The organism is Leclercia sp. EC_58, from assembly GCF_019584355.1.
GTDB lineage: Bacteria > Pseudomonadota > Gammaproteobacteria > Enterobacterales > Enterobacteriaceae > Enterobacter.
The window spans coordinates 2,651,501-2,675,421 of sequence record NZ_VDAM01000001.1; the positions used below are offsets into that span (position 1 = coordinate 2,651,501).

At 56.0% G+C, this 23,921-nt stretch carries 17 protein-coding genes and 1 pseudogene; 10 read left to right on the plus strand and 8 right to left on the minus strand.

What is annotated here, in order from left to right; translation table 11 throughout:
- Positions 1-69: 69 nt before the first annotated feature.
- The 6 genes and pseudogenes from infA to trxB all read right to left on the minus strand — a co-directional run bounded on the left by infA (position 70) and on the right by trxB (position 5,900).
- Positions 70-288 (minus strand): translation initiation factor IF-1, encoded by a 219-nt coding sequence (infA, locus tag FHC51_RS12985; protein WP_001040187.1) that lies wholly within the window; start codon positions 286-288, stop codon positions 70-72.
- A pseudogene (locus FHC51_RS23250) lies at positions 216-389 on the minus strand (hypothetical protein); the annotation flags it as partial. The gene infA and the pseudogene FHC51_RS23250, both read right to left, overlap by 73 nt.
- A 186-nt stretch (positions 390-575) precedes the next feature.
- A complete protein-coding gene (aat, locus tag FHC51_RS12990) occupies positions 576-1,283 on the minus strand; it encodes a leucyl/phenylalanyl-tRNA--protein transferase (protein ID WP_156238291.1) in 708 nt (235 codons plus the stop codon).
- Positions 1,284-1,330: 47 nt separating this feature from the next.
- On the minus strand, positions 1,331-3,052 hold the full coding sequence (gene cydC / locus FHC51_RS12995; RefSeq protein WP_220435720.1) for a cysteine/glutathione ABC transporter ATP-binding protein/permease CydC: 1,722 nt from the start codon (positions 3,050-3,052) through the stop codon (positions 1,331-1,333).
- On the minus strand, positions 3,052-4,818 hold the full coding sequence (gene cydD / locus FHC51_RS13000) for a cysteine/glutathione ABC transporter permease/ATP-binding protein CydD (RefSeq protein ID WP_220435721.1): 1,767 nt from the start codon (positions 4,816-4,818) through the stop codon (positions 3,052-3,054). Before cydD ends, cydC begins: the two co-directional genes overlap by 1 nt.
- A 113-nt stretch (positions 4,819-4,931) precedes the next feature.
- The gene (gene trxB, locus FHC51_RS13005; RefSeq protein ID WP_103178905.1) at positions 4,932-5,900 is read right to left on the minus strand and encodes a thioredoxin-disulfide reductase; all 969 of its coding nucleotides are present in this window, start codon (positions 5,898-5,900) and stop codon (positions 4,932-4,934) included.
- Positions 5,901-6,449: 549 nt separating this feature from the next.
- On the opposite strand from trxB, the gene lrp reads away from it, so the two are divergent.
- The 10 genes from lrp to FHC51_RS13055 all read left to right on the plus strand — a co-directional run bounded on the left by lrp (position 6,450) and on the right by FHC51_RS13055 (position 20,659).
- A complete protein-coding gene (gene lrp, locus FHC51_RS13010; protein WP_000228469.1) occupies positions 6,450-6,944 on the plus strand; it encodes a leucine-responsive transcriptional regulator Lrp in 495 nt (164 codons plus the stop codon).
- Positions 6,945-7,077: 133 nt separating this feature from the next.
- On the plus strand, positions 7,078-10,968 hold the full coding sequence (gene ftsK, locus FHC51_RS13015) for a DNA translocase FtsK (protein WP_220435722.1): 3,891 nt from the start codon (positions 7,078-7,080) through the stop codon (positions 10,966-10,968).
- A 127-nt stretch (positions 10,969-11,095) separates the two neighbouring features.
- Positions 11,096-11,710 (plus strand): outer membrane lipoprotein chaperone LolA, encoded by a 615-nt coding sequence (gene lolA / locus FHC51_RS13020; protein ID WP_103823389.1) that lies wholly within the window; start codon positions 11,096-11,098, stop codon positions 11,708-11,710.
- Between the two features lie 9 nt (positions 11,711-11,719).
- On the plus strand, positions 11,720-13,063 hold the full coding sequence (gene rarA / locus FHC51_RS13025; protein ID WP_220435723.1) for a replication-associated recombination protein RarA: 1,344 nt from the start codon (positions 11,720-11,722) through the stop codon (positions 13,061-13,063).
- A 92-nt stretch (positions 13,064-13,155) separates the two neighbouring features.
- The gene (serS, locus tag FHC51_RS13030; RefSeq protein WP_220435724.1) at positions 13,156-14,448 is read left to right on the plus strand and encodes a serine--tRNA ligase; all 1,293 of its coding nucleotides are present in this window, start codon (positions 13,156-13,158) and stop codon (positions 14,446-14,448) included.
- A 207-nt stretch (positions 14,449-14,655) separates the two neighbouring features.
- Positions 14,656-17,100 carry a dimethylsulfoxide reductase subunit A gene (gene dmsA / locus FHC51_RS13035; protein ID WP_220435725.1) on the plus strand — a complete coding sequence of 815 codons (2,445 nt, stop codon included), beginning with the start codon at positions 14,656-14,658 and terminating at the stop codon, positions 17,098-17,100.
- A 10-nt stretch (positions 17,101-17,110) separates the two neighbouring features.
- Positions 17,111-17,728 (plus strand): DMSO/selenate family reductase complex B subunit, encoded by a 618-nt coding sequence (locus tag FHC51_RS13040; RefSeq protein ID WP_220435726.1) that lies wholly within the window; start codon positions 17,111-17,113, stop codon positions 17,726-17,728.
- 1 nt (position 17,729) lies between these two features.
- Positions 17,730-18,593 carry a dimethyl sulfoxide reductase anchor subunit family protein gene (locus tag FHC51_RS13045; RefSeq protein WP_220435727.1) on the plus strand — a complete coding sequence of 288 codons (864 nt, stop codon included), beginning with the start codon at positions 17,730-17,732 and terminating at the stop codon, positions 18,591-18,593.
- A 275-nt stretch (positions 18,594-18,868) separates the two neighbouring features.
- On the plus strand, positions 18,869-20,017 hold the full coding sequence (locus FHC51_RS13050; protein ID WP_103178912.1) for an MFS transporter: 1,149 nt from the start codon (positions 18,869-18,871) through the stop codon (positions 20,015-20,017).
- Between the two features lie 123 nt (positions 20,018-20,140).
- Positions 20,141-20,659: an anti-virulence regulator CigR family protein gene (locus FHC51_RS13055; RefSeq protein WP_220435728.1), complete on the plus strand. Its 519-nt coding sequence runs from the start codon at positions 20,141-20,143 to the stop codon at positions 20,657-20,659.
- A 34-nt stretch (positions 20,660-20,693) separates the two neighbouring features.
- On the opposite strand, the gene pflA is transcribed toward FHC51_RS13055, so the two are convergent.
- Entirely contained in the window at positions 20,694-21,434 is a 741-nt protein-coding gene (gene pflA / locus FHC51_RS13060) for a pyruvate formate lyase 1-activating protein (protein WP_103823383.1), read from the minus strand.
- A 202-nt stretch (positions 21,435-21,636) separates the two neighbouring features.
- Positions 21,637-23,919, minus strand: a complete 2,283-nt coding sequence (gene pflB / locus FHC51_RS13065; protein WP_103823382.1) for a formate C-acetyltransferase — start codon at positions 23,917-23,919, stop codon at positions 21,637-21,639.
- Positions 23,920-23,921: the final 2 nt, after the last annotated feature.

Below are 23,921 nucleotides of genomic sequence, written 5' to 3' on the forward strand. Positions count from 1 at the left end.
GGGCATAAAAAAAGGCCGGGATAACCCGGCCTTTATTATTCTTTATACGCCATTGCAGGCGAAATACTCTTAGCGACTACGGAAGACAATGCGGCCTTTGCTCAGGTCGTACGGGGTCAGCTCAACAGTCACTTTGTCGCCCGTCAGAATACGGATATAGTTCTTACGCATTTTACCGGAGATATGCGCGGTAACGACGTGACCGTTTTCCAGTTCTACGCGAAACATGGTGTTAGGCAACGTTTCCAGAACGGTACCCTGCATTTCAATATTGTCTTCTTTGGCCATCTAATCCTCTGGGGTATCACTACCAAGTTTTGAACCGGCAAGATAATGCCGAAATTCATCAATTAAGTAAAGATTTGTGCGTTTAAAACGCAACAAAGCAGTTTTCAGCGTATTGCCCGGACGTCACGGTTCAACCGTACGAAAAGCGCATACGTAAAGGGGAGGTGGCAGGATAAACGATAGGGCGTTATCGGATGCGAACTATTCCCAAACGGCGGCGGGGCAACAGGCAGAACCTACTCTGCGGCAGAATTATAGCACCTTGAGGAAAAATATGCGGAAAACATTTATCCCTGGGGCGTAAATAACGTCGTTGGCACCCAGAAATTTTGCGGTAATTTTTGCATGCGCAGGGTCGCCAGCTGCGCCAGATATTCATGGCGCGAGATCTCCACCACACCCAACGAGGCGGTATGTTCGTTCAGCACCTGGCAGTCAACTAACTTGCCGCCGCTGCGGGCGAAGCGTTCGCAGAAGACCAGCAGCGCGGTTTTGGAGGCGTTAACCGCGCGGCTGAACATCGACTCGCCGCAAAACAGCGTGCCCTGTGCCACGCCGTACATGCCGCCCACCAGTTCATTCTTATCGTCCCATACCTCAATCGAATGGGCGTAGCCCAGCTCGTGCAGGCGATGGTAGGCGACAATCACCTCGGGTGTGATCCAGGTTCCTTCAAAGCGATCGCTGGCGCAGCCCTCGATCACCTGACCAAACGCATGGTTGAGGGTGACGCGATAAGGGGAGCGGGCGTGAAAACGCTTCATGCTGCGGCTGATATGAAACTCCGCAGGCCACAGAACGGCGCGGGGGTCGGGCGACCACCATAAGATGGGATCGCCAGGAGAGAACCACGGAAAAATCCCCCGCTGGTAAGCCATCAATAAACGCGACGGACTCAGATCGCCGCCCAGGGCCAGCAAACCATTAGGTTCACGCAGCGCCCCTTCCGGAGAAGGGAACGCAAGAGAATGACGAGAGAGCTGGACCAGGCGCATGACAACAAAACTCCAGTACGCAAAGTGGGGATCGGTTCAAATATAGACTACAGACGTTGTTTAAAGTGGTAGTAGCGGCCCTGTTTTGCCAACAGTTCAGCGTGATTACCTTGCTCAATAATTTGTCCGTTGTCCATCACAATAATTTGATCGAAATCCGCCAGACCGCGCAGACGGTGCGTCACCATCAGCACGGTTTTGTCCTGCATCTCTTTTTTTAGTAAATCAAGGATTTGCCGCTCGGTAGTCGCGTCCAGCCCTTCGGTTGGCTCATCCAGTAGCATCAGCGGCGCATTGTGAAGCAGCGCGCGCGCAATGGCCAGGCGACGCAGCTCGCCGCCGGACAACTGACGGCCGCCTTCGCCAAGCCAGCTGTTGAGCCCTTCATCTTCCAGCAGCTTCTGCAGACCCACTTTTTCCAGCATCCCGCGTAACACCTCATCGGCAGCGCCGGGTGCGGCTAACAGCAGATTATCGCGCAGGGTGGCGCTGAAAAGATGAACCCGCTGGGGCACTACGCTTACCGTTTTGCGCAGCGCAGTCTCGCTCATCTGCACCAGAGGCATATCGTTAAACAGGATCTGACCCTGCGCCGGGTCCCATGCTCTGGTCAGCAACTGCAGCAGTGTCGATTTACCGCAGCCTGTACGACCCAGCACCGCCACATGGGCGCCCGCGGGGATCGTCAGGTTAATGTGGTCCAGCGCGGGCTGCGCCTGACCTTCGTAGGCAAAACTCACATCCGAAAGGCGCAGGGCCAGCTGCTCAGGGACCGCTGATGCGGTCGTACTGAACTGCACTTCCGGCTGCTGGCCGGTAATCTGGGTGATCCGCAGCGCGGAGGCCACCACTTGGCCCAGGTGCTGAAAGGCACCGGTCACCGGCGCCAGGGCTTCAAACGCCGCCAGCGCACAGAAGACAAACAGTGCGATTAACGGGCCTGGCTGCGCGTTATCGCCCACGCCGCCGGAAGCCATCCACAGCATCGCCATGACTGCGCCTCCGCCAATTAACAGCATCAGCGCCTGCGAGAGGGCCGTGAGTTCCGACTGCTTGCGCTGGGCTTCGTGCCAGTTCAGCTCGGTATTTTCCATCTGCGCGCGGTAGCGGCGGCTGGCACCAAAGATGGTCAGCTCCGCCTGACCCTGCAGCCAGCCCGTCAGCTGCTGGCGATACTCGCCCCGCAGACGCGTCAGCTTTTCACCGGTCGGTTTGCCGACGCGGTAAAACAGCGGGGGTAAGATAAAGAGCGTTGCGAGCATGATCCCGCCGAGCGTCAGCGCAATGTGAACGTCCAGCAGGCACAGCCCAAGGGTGACCACCACAATCACCACCAGGGCGCCCACCAGCGGAGAGATAACGCGCAAATAAAGATGATCGAGGGTATCCACATCAGCGACGACGCGGTTAAGCAATTCCCCCTGGCGATAGCGTGCCAGTCCGGCGGGGGAGAGGGGGAGCAGCTTACTGAAGGTGGTAACGCGCAGGTGCTGCAACACGCGGAAGGTCGCGTCATGGCTAACCAGACGCTCGAAGTAGCGCCCGGCGGTGCGGGTGATGGCCGTGCCGCGCACCCCGGCGGCGGGCAGCATATAGTTAAAGCTGTAGAGCCCGGCAAAACCGGCGACCGCCGAGGCAGAGAGGAACCAGCCGGAGAGCGTCAACAGGCCGATACTGGCCAGCAGGGTGACAATCGCCAGCACCACCCCCAGCGTCAGCATCCATTTGTGGCGCATATAAAGCGCCAGATAAGGCAGTAAAGCGCGCATCAGATCTCCTCCTGACGGTTTGCCAGCAGGGCCGCAAACGGCCCCTGTGCCGCCGCGAGCGTAGCGTAATCGCCCTGCTCAACAAGCTGACCATTGTCCATGACCCAGATCTGATCCCACCGGGAGATGCCCTCCAGCTGGTGGGTTACCATCAGCGTGGTTTGCTGCTGCGAGGCGGCATCAAGGGCCATCATCACGCGCTGTTCACTGTGCGCATCCAGGCTGGCGGCGGGTTCATCCAGCAATAAAAGCTGACACGGGTTAAGCAGGGCGCGGGCTACGGCAATACGCTGCGCCTGGCCGACGGAAAGCCCCGCCGACTGATCGCCCACCATCGTATCCACGCCGTTCGGCAGCAGGGGCAGGAACTCACTGACCCAGGCGCGATCGAGGACTGACTGTAACTCTTCTTCGCTGGCGTCCGGGCGCGCCAGCAGCACGTTTTCACGCAGCGTGGCCGCCGGAAGCTGCGGGTTCTGACCCACCCAGCTTAAATGGGTGCGCCACTCGTCAGGATCGAGCGCTGAGAGCTCGGCCTGGTTGATGCGCAGCGAGCCGCTGTAGGCCATAAAACCGGATAACGCATTCAGAAGGGAGCTTTTACCGGAGCCGCTGGTGCCGACCAGCACCACGCGCTGGCCTGCCGCGAGGGTAAAGTTCAGAGGGCCGGCAAGGACTTTACCTTCCGGCGAGAGCACGCAAAAATCTTCCGCTTCAATGCTGACCGGTCTGGTGGTGTTCAGGGTCACGTCGCCACGCTGCGGATGAGCCAGCGGCGTTTCAAGGAAGGTTTTCAGGCTATCGGCGGCACCCACGGCTTGCGCTTTCGCATGGTAGAAAGTGCCCAGATCGCGCAGAGGCTGGAAAAATTCCGGCGCCAGAATTAACGCCAGAAAGCCTGCAAAAAGGGTCACGGCAGTACCGTAATGACCGAAATCAAGGGCGCCCAGATAGGAGAAACCGAAATAGACGGCAACCAGCGCAATCGACAGTGAGGTGAAGAACTCCAGCACCCCGGAGGATAAAAATGCCAGGCGTAACACTTCCATGGTGCGCTGACGGAAATCCTGGGAGGCGTGGCGGATGTTGTCGGTTTCGGCTTTACCGCGACCAAAAATACGCAGCGTTTCCATGCCGCGCAGACGGTCAAGGAAGTGGCCGCTGAGACGTCCGAGCGCCAGGAAGTTCCGGCGGTTGGCGTCGGCAGCACCCATGCCGACCATCGCCATAAAGAGCGGGATCAGCGGGGCGGTGCCCAGCAGGATCAGCGCGGCGACCCAGTTGTAAGGAAAAATCGCGAGCACAATTAGCAGGGGAACGAAAGCGGCCAGCGCCATCTGGGGCAGATAGCGGGCGTAGTAGTCATGCATATCATCGATCTGTTCGAGGATAAGCGTCGCCCAGCTTCCGGCGGGCTTGCCCTGGATCCAGGCAGGCCCGGCCTCCTGTAGCCTGTCCAACACCTGGCGGCGAATTTCATAGCGAATGTTCTGCCCGGCGTGGAAGCCCACGCGCTCGCGCAACCAGACCACCCAGGCACGCAGAACAAAGACCAGAATCAACACAATGAAAGGCAGTAACAGCGCCTCACGCGGGATATTTTCCATAATCATATGGTTAAGAATGCGGGCCAGAAGCCATGCCTGGCCGACAATCAACAGTCCGCTGATAAACCCCAAAAGACGGGAAATATTCAGCCAGCGGCGGGAAATAACGCTTTGCTTTTTAAGCCAGCGAGTTAACTCTTGTTGACGGGTTTTTTCCATTGCGTGCTTTGCAGGTGATGTTATTAGGTATTGGGCACGGCAATGTTACAACGCAGAGACGATAAAGGCGACTTATCGCCGCCTTATTTACGTTTGTTGCTGATTTGTAAAAATTATTTACTCTGATCGGCCAGTCCGTCGAGATATCGTTCTGCATCCAGCGCCGCCATACAACCGGTGCCCGCAGAGGTGATCGCCTGACGATAAATGTGGTCCATCACGTCGCCCGCAGCGAACACGCCCGGGATGCTGGTCTGGGTAGCATTACCGTGAATACCTGACTGCACTTTGATGTAGCCGTTCTCCAGCTCAAGCTGGCCGTCGAAGATAGCGGTGTTCGGGCTGTGGCCGATGGCAACAAACAGACCTGCCACTTCCAGCGTTTCAACGTTGTCGGTGTTCTGGGTATCACGGATGCGCAGGCCCGCCACGCCCATCTGATCGCCGGTTACTTCTTCCAGCGTGCGGTGGGTGTGCAGCACGATATTGCCGCTGGCCACTTTGTCCATCAGACGTTTGATCAGGATCTTTTCCGCGCGGAAAGTATCACGGCGGTGAATGAGGTGCACTTCAGAGGCGATATTCGCCAGATAGAGTGCCTCTTCAACTGCGGTGTTGCCGCCGCCGATGACCGCGACCTTCTGGTTGCGATAGAAGAAACCGTCGCAGGTTGCGCAGGCAGATACGCCGCGACCTTTAAATTCCTCTTCAGAAGGCAGACCCAGATAGCGGGCAGAGGCGCCGGTAGCGATGATCAGCGCATCGCAGGTGTACTCCGCGTTGTCACCGGTCAGGCGGAACGGACGGTTTTGCAGATCGACCTTGTTGATGTGGTCAAAAATGATTTCGGTATCAAATTTGGCGGCATGCTCGTGCATGCGCTCCATCAGCAGCGGCCCGGTCAGGCCTTCAGGATCGCCTGGCCAGTTTTCAACTTCGGTGGTGGTGGTCAGCTGACCGCCTTTTTCCATGCCCGTAATCAGTACCGGTTGCAGGTTAGCGCGTGCAGCGTAGACCGCTGCGGTATATCCCGCAGGTCCAGAACCAAGAATTAGCAGCTTACTGTGTTTGGCCGTGCCCATGAGATCCTCATTGTTGTTGGCAGACATTTTCCCGGATTGTAGGGAATTTGTTGGCGTAAAAAAAGGGCGCAGCGATTTTGTTAACGATGTGTGTGATAGAAAGGGCCAATCAACGACAGGGAAGAAAAGGTGATTTTATAACAATAATCATGGGTAATCGGTCGAAACGACGGCGATAAAATGAGGATTAATCGCCGGACGTAATGAATATCCGACATGTTGTACTAAAAATCGATGTTTTGCTTTGACAATCCCCTGCGCTTTTGCGAAAACATTCAAGGAAGAAAAAAAATGGTCTTTGTGTAACGCATAGTCATGCACAAAATCACCATTTTTACCGGGTCAGCGAAATCTACGCATGGTGTGGACAGATGCCATACGTGATGTTGATGGCCGCCTCTGGGCAACGGTCTTCATACCACATAACCCCAATCGGATCGCGCAAACTATAAAACAGGCGATGCGATTAACCGCGGGGAAAGACTCTGAACAGTGAAGTGCACAGGGTCCTGGCAGGAGTTAGGGAAGGAATACAGAGAGACAATAATAATGGTAGATAGCAAGAAGCGCCCTGGCAAAGATCTCGACCGCATCGATCGTAACATTCTTAATGAATTGCAAAAGGATGGGCGTATTTCCAACGTCGAGCTTTCAAAACGTGTGGGACTTTCCCCGACGCCATGCCTTGAGCGTGTGCGCCGACTGGAAAGACAGGGTTTTATTCAGGGCTATACAGCGCTGCTGAACCCGCATTATCTGGATGCCTCACTTCTGGTATTTGTTGAGATTACTCTGAATCGTGGTGCGCCGGATGTGTTTGAGCAATTTAATGCCGCCGTACAAAAACTTGAAGAAATTCAGGAGTGTCATCTGGTTTCCGGTGATTTCGACTACCTGTTGAAAACCCGCGTGCCTGATATGTCCGCCTACCGTAAGCTGCTGGGCGAAACCCTGCTGCGACTGCCTGGTGTGAACGACACCCGTACCTACGTGGTAATGGAAGAAGTCAAACAGAGCAATCGTCTGGTTATTAAGACGCGCTAACACGGAACAGGTGCATTATCAGCGTACTTTGATTACACTCCTGGTAATCCATACAGCAACAGTGTCGGGCTTCCCGGCACTGTTGTCCGTTTAGCACGCAGGCAGGAATTGCCTGATACCTGGAGAGCCTGTTTTGAGCCAGGAATATACCGAAGACAAAGAAGTCAATTTAACCAAGCTCAGCAGTGGACGCCGACTCCTTGAGGCGTTACTGATCCTTGTTGCTCTTTTTGCCGTCTGGTTGATGGCAGCCTTACTCAGTTTCAATCCCTCCGATCCCAGCTGGTCACAAACCGCATGGCATGAGCCTATCCATAATTTAGGCGGCGTACCGGGGGCATGGCTGGCGGACACGCTATTCTTTATCTTTGGCATAATGGCGTACACCCTTCCCGTCATTATTATTGGCGGCTGCTGGTTTGCCTGGCGCCATCGCCAGAACGATGATTACATCGACTATTTTGCTGTCTCGCTGCGCCTGATTGGTGCGCTTGCCCTGATCCTCACCTCCTGCGGTCTGGCGGCGATTAACGCCGACGACATCTGGTATTTTGCCTCCGGCGGCGTGATTGGCAGCCTGCTGAGCACCGCGCTACAGCCGATGCTGCACAGCAGCGGTGGTACGCTGGCGCTGCTCTGCGTCTGGGGTGCGGGGCTGACGCTGTTTACCGGCTGGTCCTGGGTCACCATCGCCGAGAAAATTGGCAGCGTGATCCTCAATATCCTGACCTTTGCCAGCAACCGCACCCGTCGCGACGATACCTGGGTTAACGACGAAGAGTACGAAGATGACTACGAAGAGGCTGAGCCGAGCGCTGAGCGTCGTGAATCTCGCCGCGCCCGCATTATGCGCGGGGCGCTGGCGCGCCGTAAGCGTGTGGCAGAGAAATTCGCCAATCCATTAGGCCGCAAAACCGACGCGGCGTTGTTCTCCGGCAAACGGATGGATGACGAAGAAGAGGTGGCTTATAGTGCCCGTGGTGTTGCCGCCGATCCGGATGATGTATTGTTCTCCGGTAATCGTGCGCTGCCGTCCGATTATGATGAGTTCGATCCGCTGCTCAACGGTCACTCAGTAGCTGAGCCCCTTGCTGCCGCTGCCGCCGCAACCACGGCAACCCAGGCCTTTGCTGCGCCGGTTGAACCGATCACCCCGACGCCTTCTGTGCCAGAGATGCCGCTGCAGCAACATGCGGTTGAATGGCAAGCGGAACCTGCTGCGCCTGCATCGCCGATCCCTGCGCCGGAGCCGGAGCAGTATGTCGCCGCCGCGCAGCAGGAGTGGCAACCGCCTTATCAGCCTGAACCTGTCTACGCGCAGCCGCAGTATGAGCCGCCGCAGCAGCCTGTTTATCAGCCTGAACCTGTTTATCAGTCTGAACCTGTTTATCAGCCAGAGCCGGTCTATCAGCCTCAGCCTGTTATCACCCCGCCGGTTGTCGAAGAGCCGCCGGTTGAAGAGGTGAAACCGTCCCGTCCGCCGCTTTACTATTTCGAAGAGGTGGAAGAAAAACGTGCCCGTGAGCGCGAACAGCTTGCGGCATGGTATCAGCCGGTGCCCGAGGAGGCACAAGAACCAGCCCCGGTTAAAGCCGCTGAAACCCCGACAATTCCGGTTCCCGCTGTGGAACCCGCTTCCGCCGTCGCTCCTGTTGCCGCAAGCGTACAGCAGGCAACAAGCGCAGGCGCCGCTGCGGCCAGCGCCGCCGCGCCGTTATTCAGCCTGGCAACCGGCGGCGCACCGCGTCCGCAGGTAAAAGAGGGGATTGGTCCGCAGTTGCCGCGCCCTAATCGCGTACGTGTTCCGACCCGCCGTGAACTGGCCTCGTATGGTATCAAGCTGCCTTCCCAACGAATGGCCGAAGAGAAAGCGCGTGAAGCCGGACGCCATCAGTATGATGAACACTACGACGACGATGCCGATGAAATGCAGCAGCAGGAGGAGCTGGCCCGCCAGTTCGCTCAGCAGCAACAGCAGCGGTACGGTGGTGATGAGTATCAGGCCCAGCCACAGTCCTTTGAAACGCAGGATGACGAAGATAGCGCCGCCGAAGCGGAGCTGGCTCGCCAGTTCGCCGCCACCCAGCAGCAGCGTTATTCCGGTGAGCAACCGACAGGCGCTAACCCCTTCTCGCTGGCGGACTTTGAATTCTCGCCAATGAAAGATCTGGTGGATGATACGCCGAGTGAACCGCTGTTTACGCCTGGCGTGATGCCGGAAGCCGAGCCGCCGCGTCAGCCGGTTACGCCGCCCCAGCCGCAGCAGTCCGTGCAGCCACAACATGTTGCACAGCAGCAGCCTGTTCAGCCGCAGCAGTATGCAAAACCGCAGCAGCCTGTTCAGCCGCAGCAGTATGCACAACCGCAGCAATCTGTGCAGCCACCGCAGTATGCGCAGCCTCAGCAGCCCGTGCAGCCACAGCAGTATGCGCAGCCGCAACAGCCGGTACAGCCACAGCAGCCAGCCGCTCAGCCTCAGCAGAGCCTGATCCATCCGCTGTTGATGCGCAATGGCGACAGCCGCCCACTGCAAAAGCCAACCACGCCGCTGCCGTCGCTGGATCTGTTAACGCCGCCGCCAACGGAAGTGGAGCCGGTCGATACCTTTGCCCTGGAGCAGATGGCACGTCTGGTTGAAGCGCGTCTGGCCGACTTCCGTATTAAAGCGGATGTGGTGAACTATTCCCCGGGCCCGGTCATCACCCGCTTCGAGCTGAACCTGGCGCCGGGTGTTAAAGCCGCGCGTATTTCCAATCTCTCCCGTGACCTGGCGCGTTCGCTGTCGACTGTGGCTGTGCGCGTGGTTGAGGTGATCCCAGGCAAACCCTATGTGGGTCTGGAGCTGCCGAACAAAAAACGCCAGACCGTTTACCTGCGTGAAGTGCTTGATAACGCCAAGTTCCGCGATAACCCGTCGCCACTGAGCGTGGTGCTGGGTAAAGATATCGCGGGTGAGCCGGTGGTGGCCGATCTGGCTAAAATGCCGCACCTGCTGGTGGCAGGTACCACCGGCTCCGGTAAATCTGTCGGCGTGAACGCCATGATCCTCAGCATGCTTTATAAAGCGCAGCCGGAAGATGTGCGTTTCATCATGATCGACCCGAAAATGCTGGAGCTGTCAGTCTATGAAGGCATCCCGCATCTGCTGACCGAAGTCGTGACCGACATGAAAGACGCTGCCAACGCCCTGCGCTGGAGCGTCAACGAGATGGAGCGTCGCTACAAGCTGATGTCTGCGCTGGGCGTGCGTAACCTCGCCGGTTATAACGACATCATTGCCGAAGCGGCGAAGATGGGACGCCCAATTCCGGATCCGTACTGGAAACCGGGCGACAGCATGGATGCCGAACATCCGGTACTGGAAAAGCTGCCGTATATCGTGGTGCTGGTGGATGAATTTGCCGACCTGATGATGACCGTCGGTAAGAAAGTGGAAGAGCTGATCGCCCGCCTGGCGCAAAAAGCCCGTGCGGCAGGGATCCATCTGGTGCTGGCGACCCAGCGTCCATCGGTGGATGTGATCACCGGCCTGATCAAAGCCAACATCCCGACTCGCATCGCCTTTACCGTGTCGAGCAAAATCGACTCCCGTACCATCCTTGACCAGGGGGGCGCGGAATCGCTGCTCGGCATGGGGGATATGCTCTATTCGGGGCCGAACTCGACTTCCCCGGTACGTGTCCACGGCGCGTTTGTTCGTGACCAGGAAGTGCATGCCGTGGTGCAGGACTGGAAAGCGCGCGGTCGTCCGCAATATGTCGAAGGCATCACCTCTGACAGCGAAAGCGAAGGCGGTGGTGGCGGCGGCTTTGACGGCGGTGAAGAGCTGGATCCATTGTTCGATCAGGCGGTTAACTTCGTTACCGAGAAACGTAAAGCCTCCATCTCCGGCGTACAGCGCCAGTTCCGCATCGGCTATAACCGCGCGGCGCGCATTATCGAGCAGATGGAAGCGCAGGGTATTGTTAGCGAGCAGGGACATAACGGCAACCGTGAAGTACTGGCCCCGCCACCGTTTGAGTAACGGCCTCGATTGCAAAGATGGGTAAAGCAGCAAAAATTAAGCATTTTCTTCTGTCGCCTGCCTGCGGGCAGGTCCAGAATAGTGACAGAAACCCCCATTTCGGGAAGACGCTTTGTAAGGATGAACAATGAAAAAAATCGCAATCACCTGTGCATTACTCACTGGCTTTGTGGCAAGCAGCGTCTGGGCTGATGCCGCCAGCGACCTGAAGAGCCGCCTGGATAAAGTGAGCAGCTTCCATGCCAGCTTCACGCAGAAAGTGACCGACGGCAGCGGCAATGCGGTGCAGGAAGGCCAGGGTGACTTGTGGGTTAAACGTCCGAATCTGTTCAACTGGCATATGACCCAGCCGGACGAAAGTATCCTTGTCTCCGACGGCAAAACCCTGTGGTTCTTTAACCCGTTTGTTGAGCAGGCCACCGCCACCTGGCTGAAAGATGCGACCAGCAACACGCCGTTTATGCTGATTGCCCGTAACCAGTCCAGCGACTGGCAGCAGTACAACATCAAACAGACCGGCGATGAGTTCGTGCTGACGCCGAAAGGCAGCACGGGCAACCTGAAGCAGTTCACCATCAACGTGAGCAGCAACGGTACTATTAATCAATTCAGCGCCGTTGAGCAGGACGATCAGCGCAGCAGCTATCAGCTGAAATCCCAGCAGAACGGTGCGGTCGATGCATCGAAATTCACCTTTACCCCGCCGAAGGGCGTAACGGTGGACGATCAACGTAATAAGTAAGAGGCGTGAGTGAGCAACCTGTCGCTCGATTTTTCAGATAATGCGTTTCAACCTCTGGCCGCCCGTATGCGGCCAGAAAATTTAGCGCAGTATATCGGCCAGCAGCATCTGCTGGCCACGGGCAAACCCTTGCCGCGCGCCATTGAAGCCGGGCATCTGCACTCGATGATCCTCTGGGGGCCACCGGGCACCGGTAAAACGACCCTGGCGGAAGTGATCGCCCGCTATGCTGATGCAGATGTCGAGCGCATCTCCGCCGTCACCTCCGGCGTGAAAGAGATCCGCGAAGCCATCGAACGGGCGCGACAGAACCGTAACGCCGGTCGCCGCACAATCCTGTTTGTCGATGAGGTGCACCGCTTTAACAAAAGCCAGCAGGATGCCTTCCTGCCGCATATTGAAGACGGCACCATCACCTTTATCGGCGCCACCACGGAAAACCCCTCGTTTGAACTCAACTCCGCACTGTTGTCCCGTGCCCGTGTCTATCTGCTGAAATCGTTAACCACTGATGATATCGAGCAGGTGCTGACGCAGGCGATGACCGACAAGGCCCGGGGCTACGGCGGCCAGGATATCGTTCTACCTGACGAGACCCGTCGCGCCATTGCAGAGCTGGTTAATGGCGATGCGCGCCGGGCGCTGAATACCCTTGAAATGATGGCCGATATGGCCGAAGCCGACGACAGCGGTAAGCGGGTCTTGCTCCCGGCGCTGCTGACCGAAATCGCCGGTGAACGTAGCGCGCGTTTCGATAATAAAGGCGATCGTTTTTACGACCTGATCTCGGCGCTGCACAAATCAGTGCGCGGCAGTGCGCCCGATGCCGCGCTTTACTGGTATGCGCGTATTATTACCGCCGGAGGCGATCCGCTGTACGTTGCCCGCCGCTGTCTGGCGATTGCCTCCGAAGATGTCGGTAACGCCGATCCGCGCGCCATGCAGGTGGCGATCTCTGCCTGGGACTGCTTCACCCGGGTCGGGCCTGCTGAAGGCGAGCGCGCCATTGCCCAGGCCATTGTCTATCTGGCCTGCGCACCCAAAAGTAATGCCGTCTATACCGCCTTCAAAGCGGCGATGTCCGATGCCCGCGAACGTCCTGATTACGATGTTCCAGTCCACCTGCGCAATGCGCCGACCAAACTGATGAAAGAGATGGGCTACGGTCAGGAATACCGCTACGCCCACGACGAGCCCAACGCCTACGCTGCCGGGGAGGAGTATTTCCCACAGGAAATGGCACAAACACGCTACTATCACCCGACAAACAGAGGCCTTGAGGGTAAGATTGGCGAAAAGCTCGCCTGGCTTGCCGGACAGGATCAAAATAGCCCTATAAAACGCTACCGTTAGGGCTATCGTTGCGGTAATGTTTGCAATTGTATCTTCGTGACCGCAGGCTGTGGTCACATTTCCTATTTTAATTCGATAAGCACAGGATAAGCATGCTCGATCCCAATCTGCTGCGTAACGAGCCAGACGCAGTCGCTGAAAAACTGGCACGCCGGGGCTTTAAACTGGATGTAGATAAGCTGCGCGCTCTTGAAGAGCGTCGTAAAGTTCTGCAGGTACAAACCGAAAACTTGCAGGCAGAGCGTAACTCTCGATCGAAATCCATCGGCCAGGCGAAAGCGCGCGGGGAAGACATTGAGCCATTACGCCTGGAAGTGAACAAGCTGGGTGAAGAACTGGATCAGGCGAAAGCTGAGCTGGATCTTCTTCAGGCCGAAATTCGTGATATCGCGCTGGCGATCCCGAATATCCCTGACGACAGCGTACCTGTCGGCAAAGACGAAAACGACAACGTCGAAGTGAAACGCTGGGGTACGCCTCGCGAGTTCGACTTCGAAGTTCGCGATCACGTTACGCTGGGCGAAATGCATGCAGGGCTCGATTTTGCCGCTGCCGTTAAGCTGACCGGTTCCCGCTTTGTGGTGATGAAAGGGCAGATCGCCCATCTGCACCGCGCGCTGGCGCAGTTCATGCTGGATCTGCACACCGAGCAGCACGGCTACAGCGAAACCTACGTACCGTATCTGGTTAACCACGATACGCTGTACGGCACCGGCCAGCTGCCGAAATTTGCCGGCGATCTGTTCCATACTCGTCCGCTGGATGAAGAAGCAGACAGCAGCAACTACGCGCTGATCCCAACGGCAGAAGTGCCGCTGACCAACCTCGTGCGTGACGAAATCCTCGACGAAGATGACCTGCCGATCAAACTGACGGCACACTCTCCGTGCTTCCGTTCTGAAGCGGGCTCTTATGGCCGTGATACCCGCGGTCTGATCCGTATGCACCAGTTCGACAAAGTTGAGATGGTACAGATCGTGCGTCCGGAAGAGTCCATGACGGCGCTGGAAGAGATGACCGGCCACGCGGAAAAAGTGCTGGAGCTGTTGGGTCTGCCGTACCGCCGCGTGGCGCTCTGTACGGGTGATATGGGCTTTGGCGCCTCCAAAACCTTCGACCTCGAAGTATGGGTACCGGCGCAGGGCACCTACCGTGAGATCTCCTCCTGCTCTAACGTAGGTGATTTCCAGGCGCGCCGCATGCAGGCTCGCTGCCGCAGTAAATCCGACAAGAAAACCCGCCTGGTGCACACCCTGAACGGCTCCGGCCTGGCAGTGGGGCGCACGCTGGTCGCGGTGCTGGAAAACTACCAGCAGGCCGATGGCCGTATCGAAATCCCTGAAGTGCTGCGTCCGTACATGAAAGGCCAGCAGTACATCGGTTGATTTGTTTTTAAGTAAAAAGCGCCTGCGGGCGCTTTTTTTATGCCCCGCTTTTGATGTCAGGCAATAACCCCTCCCTCTAAAGTAGTAATACTTGCCAAACAGTTGGTTAGCGTAAACGTCTGCTAACGCACGCCATCCTTACATAAAAAACTATATAGCGGTGACTGCCGCACCTTTGAACTTTGTGAGCAACCAAAGTGAGAATCTATGAAAATAAAAACGCCTGAAGCTCTGCTGGCTGCTGAGGTGAGTCGACGTGGATTGATGAAAACCACGGCGATTGGCGGCCTGGCTGTTGCCAGTAGCGCATTCACATTGCCTTTTTCACGTCTGGCATCGGCTGCACAAGCCACTGAGACCGTTAAACCTGATGAGAAAGTGGTCTGGAGCGCCTGCACGGTGAACTGCGGCAGCCGCTGTCCGCTGCGCATGCATGTCGTTGACGGTGAAATTAAATACGTTGAAACCGACAATACCGGGGATGATAACTACGAAGGATTACATCAGGTTCGCGCCTGCCTGCGTGGCCGCTCGATGCGCCGCCGCGTCTACAATCCGGATCGCCTGAAGCAGCCGATGAAGCGCGTGGGTAAACGCGGAGAAGGCAAATTCGAACCCATCAGCTGGGAAGAAGCCTTTGATACCATCGCCGGTACGATGCAGCGTCTGATTAAGGATTACGGTAACGAATCTATCTATCTGAACTACGGTACCGGCACCCTCGGCGGCACCATGACCCGCTCCTGGCCGCCGGGAAAAACCCTGATCGCCCGTCTGATGAACTGCTGCGGGGGGTATCTTAATCATTACGGTGACTACTCAACCGCACAGATTGCCGCTGGCCTGAACTACACCTACGGCGGCTGGGCAGATGGCAACAGCCCGTCGGATATCGAAAACAGCAAGCTGGTAGTGCTGTTCGGCAATAACCCTGGCGAAACGCGCATGAGCGGCGGCGGGGTGACGTATTACGTTGAACAGGCTCGGGAAAAATCGCAAGCCCGGATGATCGTCATTGACCCGCGCTATACCGACACCGGGGCAGGACGCGAAGATGAGTGGATCCCCATCCGTCCCGGCACCGATGCAGCGCTGATCTCTGCCCTGGCTTGGGTCATGATCACTGAAAACCTCGTCGACCAGCCTTTCCTCGATAAATATTGCGTCGGCTACGACGAAAAAACGCTGCCTGAAGGGGCTCCGGCGAACGGCCACTATAAAGCCTATATTCTCGGCCAGGGCAATGACGGCATCGCCAAAACCCCGGCCTGGGCTGCGGCCATCACCGGTATACCTGAGGCGCGAATCATCAAACTGGCACGTGAAATCGCCGGGGCGAAGCCCGCGTTTATCTCTCAGGGGTGGGGGCCGCAGCGTCATGCGAATGGTGAACTGGTCTCCCGCGCTATCGCCATGCTGGCGATTTTGACCGGCAATGTGGGGATTAACGGTGGCAACAGCGGCGCGCGTGAAGGCTCATATTCACTGCCCTTTGTACGCATGCCGACCCTGGAAAACCCGGTTAAGACCAGCATTTCAATGTTTATGTGGACCGATGCCATCGAGCGCGGCCCGGAAATGACCGCCACCCGTGATGGGGTACGCGGCAAAGATAAACTCGACGTGCCAATTAAGATGGTCTGGAACTACGCCGGGAACTGCCTGATCAACCAGCATTCGCAGATCAACCGTACCCATGAGATCCTGCAGGATGACAAAAAATGCGAGCTGATTGTGGTGGTGGACTGCCATATGACCTCTTCGGCGAAGTATGCCGACATTTTGCTGCCAGACTGCACCGCCTCGGAACAGATGGACTTCGCCCTTGATGCCTCCTGCGGCAATATGTCGTACGTGATTTTTGCGGACCAGGCGATCAAACCGCGCTTCGGCTGCAAAACCATCTATGAGATGACCACAGAGCTGGCGAAACGTATGGGCGTTGAGCAACAGTTCACCGAGGGGCGCACCCAGGAAGGGTGGATGCGCCACCTGTACGAGCAGTCCCGCGAAGCCATTCCGGAATTGCCTTCATTTGATGAATTCCGCCAGCAAGGCATGTTCAAAAAGCGTGACCCGGAAGGGCATCACGTGGCGTATAAAGCCTTCCGTGCCGATCCTGTGGCCAATCCGCTGACCACCCCGTCAGGCAAAATTGAGATCTACTCCGCTGAGCTGGCGCAGATCGCCGCGACGTGGGAGCTCGAGAAAGACGATGTGATCGATCCACTCCCGGTTTACAGCCCGGGCTTCGAAAACTACGACGATCCGCAGGTCAAATCCTTCCCGCTGCAGCTGACTGGCTTCCACTACAAAGCACGTACGCACTCTACCTACGGCAACGTTGATGTCCTTAAGGCGGCCTGTCGTCAGGAGATGTGGATCAATCCGCTGGATGCTAACGCCCGCGGGATCGCCAACGGCGACCGGGTACGGATCTTTAACAGCCGTGGCGAAGTACACATTGAAGCCAAAGTGACGCCGCGTATTCTGCCGGGCGTCGTCGCGCTAGGTGAGGGCGCCTGGTACAACCCGGACGCCAACCGCGTCGATCAGGCTGGCTGCATTAACGTGCTCACCACGCAACGCCCGTCGCCGCTGGCGAAAGGCAATCCGTCTCACAGTAACCTTGTTCAGGTTGAAAAGGCGTAAGGAGTAGCCGATGACCACTCAGTATGGATTTTTTATTGATTCCAGCCGCTGCACCGGGTGTAAAACCTGCGAGCTGGCCTGTAAAGACTATAAGGATCTGACGCCGGATGTCAGCTTCCGCCGTATCTACGAGTACGCGGGCGGCGACTGGCAGGAGGACAACGGCGTCTGGCATCAGAACGTCTTTGCCTACTATCTCTCCATTGCCTGCAACCACTGCGAAGATCCCGCCTGTACCAAGGTGTGCCCGAGCGGCGCGATGCACAAGCGCGACGACGGTTTTGTCGTGGTGAATGAAGATGTCTGCATCGGCTGTCGTTATTGCCATATGGCCTGCCCGTACGGCGCGCCGCAGTACAACGCCGACAAAGGTCATATGACCAAGTGCGACGGCTGCCATGATCGTGTGGCTGAAGGCCATAAGCCGATTTGCGTTGAATCCTGCCCGCTACGGGCGCTGGATTTCGGTCCGATTGCCGAGCTGCGCCAGAAGTACGGCAAGCTGGCTGCGGTCGCGCCGCTGCCGTCGGCACACTTTACGAAGCCGAGTATCGTCATTAAACCCAATGCCAACAGCCGACCAACGGGTGATACCACCGGCTATCTGGCCAATCCAAAGGAGGTGTGAGATGGGAAGCGGATGGCATGAATGGCCGTTAATGATTTTTACCGTCTTCGGACAGTGTGTGGCGGGCGGTTTTATTGTGCTCGCGCTGGCGCTGTTAAAAGGTGATCTGAAGGCTGAACAACAGCAGCGTCTGGTGCTGAGCATGTTTGGCCTGTGGGTGCTGATGGGGATCGGCTTTATTGCCTCTACGCTGCATCTGGGCTCACCGATGCGCGCGTTCAACTCCCTCAACCGCGTGGGTGCTTCGTCACTCAGTAATGAGATCGCCAGCGGGGCGATCTTCTTTGCTGTTGGTGGTCTGGGCTGGCTGCTGGCCGCAATGAAGAAACTGCCTGTCGGGCTGCGCAGCTTGTGGCTGATTGTCACGATGGTGCTGGGCGTGGTGTTCGTCTGGATGATGGTTCGGGTCTATAACACAATCGACACCGTGCCTACCTGGTACAGCGTCTGGACCCCAATGAGCTTCTTCCTGACGATGTTTATCGGCGGGCCGCTGCTCGGTTTCCTGCTGCTGCGCGTGGCGGGTGTGGACGGCTGGGCCATGCGTTTATTGCCTGCCGTCTCCCTGCTGGCGCTGGTGGCGAGCGCCCTCGTTGCCCTGATGCAGGGGGCGGAGCTGGCAACCATCAGCAGCTCCATTCAGCAGGCGTCAGCTCTGGTGCCGGATTACGGCTCGCTGATGGCCTGGCGCGTGGTGCTGTTAGCGGCCGCGCTGGCCTGCTGGATTGTGCCGCAGCTTAAAGGCTATCAGCCTGCGTTACCGTTATTGTCGCTGGCATTTGTGCTGGTGCTGGCGGGCGAATTACTGGGTCGCGGCGTATTCTACGGTCTGCATATGACTGTTGGAATGGCTGTCGCCAGTTAACGTTAATCTTTGTTATAGAAAGCCGGGACTTAGTGCCCGGTTTTTTTTATTTTCGATCATGAAATTTTTCTACTGTCGTTTGGCTTCAATTTTGTCTCTATATAAACAAAAACAAACACATAAATATTATTGATAGCCGCCATTCCATTAGCAGGATGAGTTTTTTCAATCGACGAGGATCATATCGTGCTTGCGGCTCAAGAGGGTGGATTGACTTTGTTTTTGCCAGTGGCATGATGCGCACGAAATCTGAACTTCCTCACGGTTTTTAATCCATGTCGACCTATACCCGGCCAGTGCTCCTGTTGCTCTGTGGCCTGCTTTTGCTGACCCTCGCGATCGCGGTGTTAAATACGCTCGTCCCGCTGTGGCTCGCCCATGAAAATTTACCGACCTGGCAGGTTGGCATGGTCAGCTCGTCCTTTTTTACCGGTAACCTGCTGGGAACATTAATGACGGGAAGCCTGATCAAACGTTTTGGCTTTAACCGCAGCTATTATCTGGCGTCGCTTATTTTTGCTGCCGGCTGTGCCGGGCTGGGGCTGATGGTTGGCTTCTGGAGCTGGATGGTCTGGCGCTTTATTGCTGGCGTAGGTTGCGCCATGATCTGGGTGGTCGTGGAAAGCGCCCTGATGTGCAGCGGTACCTCCCGCAACCGCGGTCGTCTGCTGGCGGCCTATATGATGGTCTATTATGTTGGGACCGTGCTGGGCCAGCTGATGGTCAGCAAACTTCCAACCGACCTGATGAGCGTGCTGCCGTGGGTCACGGGCATGGTGCTGGCCGCTATTCTGCCGCTGCTCTTTACGCGCATTGTGAACCAGAGCAGCGAGCACCAGGAAGCGACCCACGTCTGGCCGATGCTGAGACTGCGCCAGGCGCGTCTGGGCGTTAATGGCTGCATCATCTCCGGGATTGTACTGGGCTCGCTGTATGGCCTGATGCCGCTCTATCTCAACCATCAGGGGGTGAGTGATTCCGGTATCGGTTTCTGGATGGCGGTGATGGTTAGCGCCGGGATTGTTGGACAGTGGCCGGTGGGGCGTCTTGCCGACCGCTTTGGGCGCCTGCTGGTGCTGCGCGTTCAGGTCTTCGTGGTGATCATGGGGTGCTTTGCCATGCTCAGTAATGCCGCCATGGCGCCTGCACTGTTTATTCTGGGCGCGGCGGGCTTTACCCTCTATCCGGTGGCGATGGCCTGGGCCTGTGAGAAAGTGGAGCATCATCAGCTGGTGGCGATGAACCAGGCGCTGCTGCTGAGTTACACTATCGGCAGTTTGCTGGGTCCGACCTTTACCGCCATGCTGATGCAGAATTATTCTGACAATCTGCTGTTTATTATGATCGCCAGTGTGTCGTTTATTTATCTCTTAATGTTGCTGCGCAAAGCGGGCGAACACCCGACGCCAGTGGCGCATGCCTGAACAAATAAAAGCCTGTCGATGACAGGCTTTTTTGTCTCTGTCACATCTAAGAGTTTTACGCATTGTTTGTTTATCATGCCAGGCGATAATTCAGATGCGTTCTACCACTAAAAGGCAGCGATCATGTCTACTCGTCGTTTTACCACTACCGCGCTGGCAGTAGTGTTGTCTTTATCATTTGCAACTGCACCTGTTATGGCTAATCCAGGCAATGGGAATGGAAATGGCCACGGCAATGGCGGTGGGCAAGGTAATAGCGGTAATCATGGGAACGGAAATACCGGGAAGGGGAATTCCGATAATCATGGTAATAAACAAAATAACGGTAACCACACTTCCGGCAAATCAAATAAAAGCGTAAGAGAGGATGTGGATGCACGTGTCAGTTACGATCATGCCCGTCATCTGGCGTTAAACTATGGTTTAACAGGTTATGACTCACTGCCGCCGGGGATTGCGAAAAACCTCGCCCGCGGTAAACCGCTGCCGCCGGGAATTGCGAAAAAGACCGTACCGGCTTCAATGTTAGGTCAATTGCCTTCTTACCCTGGTTATGAATGGCGGGTAGTCGGCAAGGATCTGGTCTTAATTGCGCTGAGTACGGCAATTGTGACGACCATTATTAATGGTGTCTTTGACTAATAAATAAAACGCCCGGTAAAGACCGGGCGTTTTGTTAATACATGACCTTGTGACCGTACTGCTCCAGAATGCCTTTCACGCGTTCCATGGTCTCTTTCTTCGGCGGCTTCACGCCATCAAGTTTGTATTCTTCGCCCATCGCCACCCATTTATGCTTGCCCAGCTCGTGATACGGCAGCAATTCAATTTTCTCGACATTGCCCATATCGCGCGTGAACTCACCCAGGCGGTGGGCTGAATCATCATCATCTGACCAGCCTGGAACGACGACATAACGGATCCAGGTTTTGATGCCTTTGGCGGAGATGTATTTTGCAAACTCCAGAGTGCGGTGGTTGGAGACCCCCACCAGGTTCTGGTGGATCTCGTCGTTCATCTGCTTGAGATCGAGCATCACCAGATCGGTCACTTCCAGCAGTTCATCGATTACCGGATCGTAGCGACGGACAAAGCCGTTGGTATCCAGACAGGTATGAATACCCTCTTTACGGCAGGCGCGGAACCAGTCGCGCACAAACTCAGCCTGCAGGATCGCTTCCCCGCCGGATGCGGTTACGCCGCCGCCAGAGGCGTTCATAAAGTGGCGATAGGTCACCACTTCTTTCATTAAATCTTCAACGGTGACCTCTTTGCCGCCGTGGGTATCCCATGTATCGCGGTTATGGCAATACATGCAGCGCATCAGGCAGCCCTGGAAGAAGGTAATAAAACGGATGCCCGGGCCATCGACGGTGCCACAGGACTCAAAGGAGTGGATGCGACCAATAGTTGACATTGCGGTGATATCTCCAGGTTCGGCCCTTCCGGGGCCTGTTTATGTGCACAACTCGGAGGCTGTGTCGAGTCTGTTTTGGCTGTTATCCATTCATTATAGATAGCGGGCAAAAGAGACTGCGGAGCGGGAGGTGTTAAAAAGGCCCCACTTGCGTGGAGCCTTTATTGTACGCCTTTTACTGCGCGATTTCAGTCAAATCCACTTACATGGACTGAGTGAAAGTACGGGTAATAACGTCTTTCTGCTGCTCTTTAGTCAGCGAGTTAAAACGTACTGCGTAGCCAGAAACACGGATGGTCAGCTGAGGATATTTCTCAGGGTGTTCCATCGCGTCGAGCAGCATTTCACGGTTCATGACGTTCACGTTCAGGTGCTGACCACCTTCGATGGTCGCTTCATGATGGAAGTAACCGTCCATCAGACCCGCGAGGTTGGTTTTACGCACTTCGTCATCTTTACCCAGCGCATTTGGAACGATAGAGAAGGTGTAAGAGATACCATCTTTAGCGTAAGCAAACGGCAGTTTTGCAACGGAGGTCAGAGAGGCAACAGCACCTTTCTGGTCACGGCCGTGCATTGGGTTAGCACCTGGTCCGAATGGCGCGCCAGCACGACGTCCGTCTGGGGTGTTACCGGTTTTCTTACCATACACAACGTTAGAGGTGATGGTCAGAACAGACTGAGTCGGGATAGCGTTACGGTAGGTAGTGAGTTTCTGAATTTTCTTCATGAAACGTTCTACCAGGTCAACCGCCATGTCATCAACGCGAGCGTCGTTGTTACCAAACTGCGGGTATTCGCCTTCGATTTCGAAGTCGATAGCCAGACCGTCTTCGTCACGAATTGGTTTAACTTTCGCATATTTGATAGCAGACAGGGAGTCAGCCGCAACGGACAGACCTGCGATACCACATGCCATGGTGCGCACTACGTCACGGTCGTGCAGCGCCATCAGAGAGGCTTCGTAGCTGTACTTGTCGTGCATGTAGTGAATAACGTTCAGCGCGGTGACGTACTGTTTAGCCAGCCAGTCCATGAAGTGATCCATGCGATCCATGACTTCGTCATAGTTCAGCACGTCGCCTTTGATCGGCTCAGACTTAGGACCAACCTGCATTTTCAGTTTTTCATCAACGCCGCCGTTGATTGCGTACAGCATGGTTTTCGCCAGGTTTGCACGCGCACCGAAGAACTGCATTTGTTTACCAACAACCATTGGGCTTACGCAGCAAGCGATAGCGTAGTCATCGTTGTTGAAGTCAGGACGCATCAGGTCATCGTTCTCATACTGCAGAGAAGAGGTGTCGATGGACACTTTAGCGGCAAATTTCTTGAAGTTCAGTGGCAGTTTTTCAGACCACAGAACGGTGATGTTCGGCTCGGGAGAAGGACCCATGGTGTACAGGGTGTTCAGGAAGCGGAAGCTGTTTTTGGTTACCAGAGTACGGCCATCTACGCCCATACCACCGATGGATTCCGTTGCCCAGATTGGGTCACCAGAGAACAGCTCATCATATTCTGGGGTACGCAGGAAGCGAACCATACGCAGTTTCATGACCAGGTGGTCAATCATTTCCTGAGCGTCTTGTTCAGTGATTTTGCCTGCTTTCAGGTCACGTTCGATGTACGCATCCAGGAAGGTGGATACACGACCGAAGGACATTGCTGCACCGTTCTGAGACTTAACAGCAGCCAGGTAACCGAAGTAGGTCCACTGGATCGCTTCCTGAGCGTTGGTTGCAGGGCCGGAGATATCGCAACCGTATTTCGCTGCCATCTCTTTGATCTGACCCAGCGCACGGTGCTGTTCAGCGATTTCTTCACGCAGACGGATAGTGGCTTCCAGGTTTACGCCATTCTCCAGGTCAGACTGCAGAGACTGGAACTGGGCATATTTGTCTTTCATCAGGAAGTCGATACCGTACAGCGCAACGCGACGGTAGTCACCGATGATACGGCCACGGCCATACGCATCTGGCAGGCCGGTCAGAACGCCAGATTTACGGCAGTTCAGGATGTCTTTGGTGTATACGTCAAACACGCCCTGGTTGTGGGTTTTGCGGTATTCGGTGAAGATTTTTTTCAGCATTGGGTCCAGCTCGCGATTGTACGCTTTGCAGGAACCTTCAACCATTTTGATACCACCGAACGGGATAATCGCACGTTTCAGTGGCGCTTCAGTTTGCAGACCAACAATCTTCTCGAGGGACTTGTTGATATAACCCGCGTCGTGAGAAGTGATGGTGGACGCGATGGAGGTGTCGAAATCAACAGGCGCGTGAGTGCGGTTTTCCTGCTTAACGCCTTCCATAACGCTATCCCACAGGGCAGTGGTTGCGTCGGTGGCACCGGCCAGGAAGGATTCGTCACCTTCATATGGGGTGTAGTTTTTCTGGATGAAGTCACGAACGTTGACTTCATTCTGCCAATCACCTTTGGCAAAACCTTCCCATGCTGTGGCTAACTTTTCATTAAGTTCGGACATGT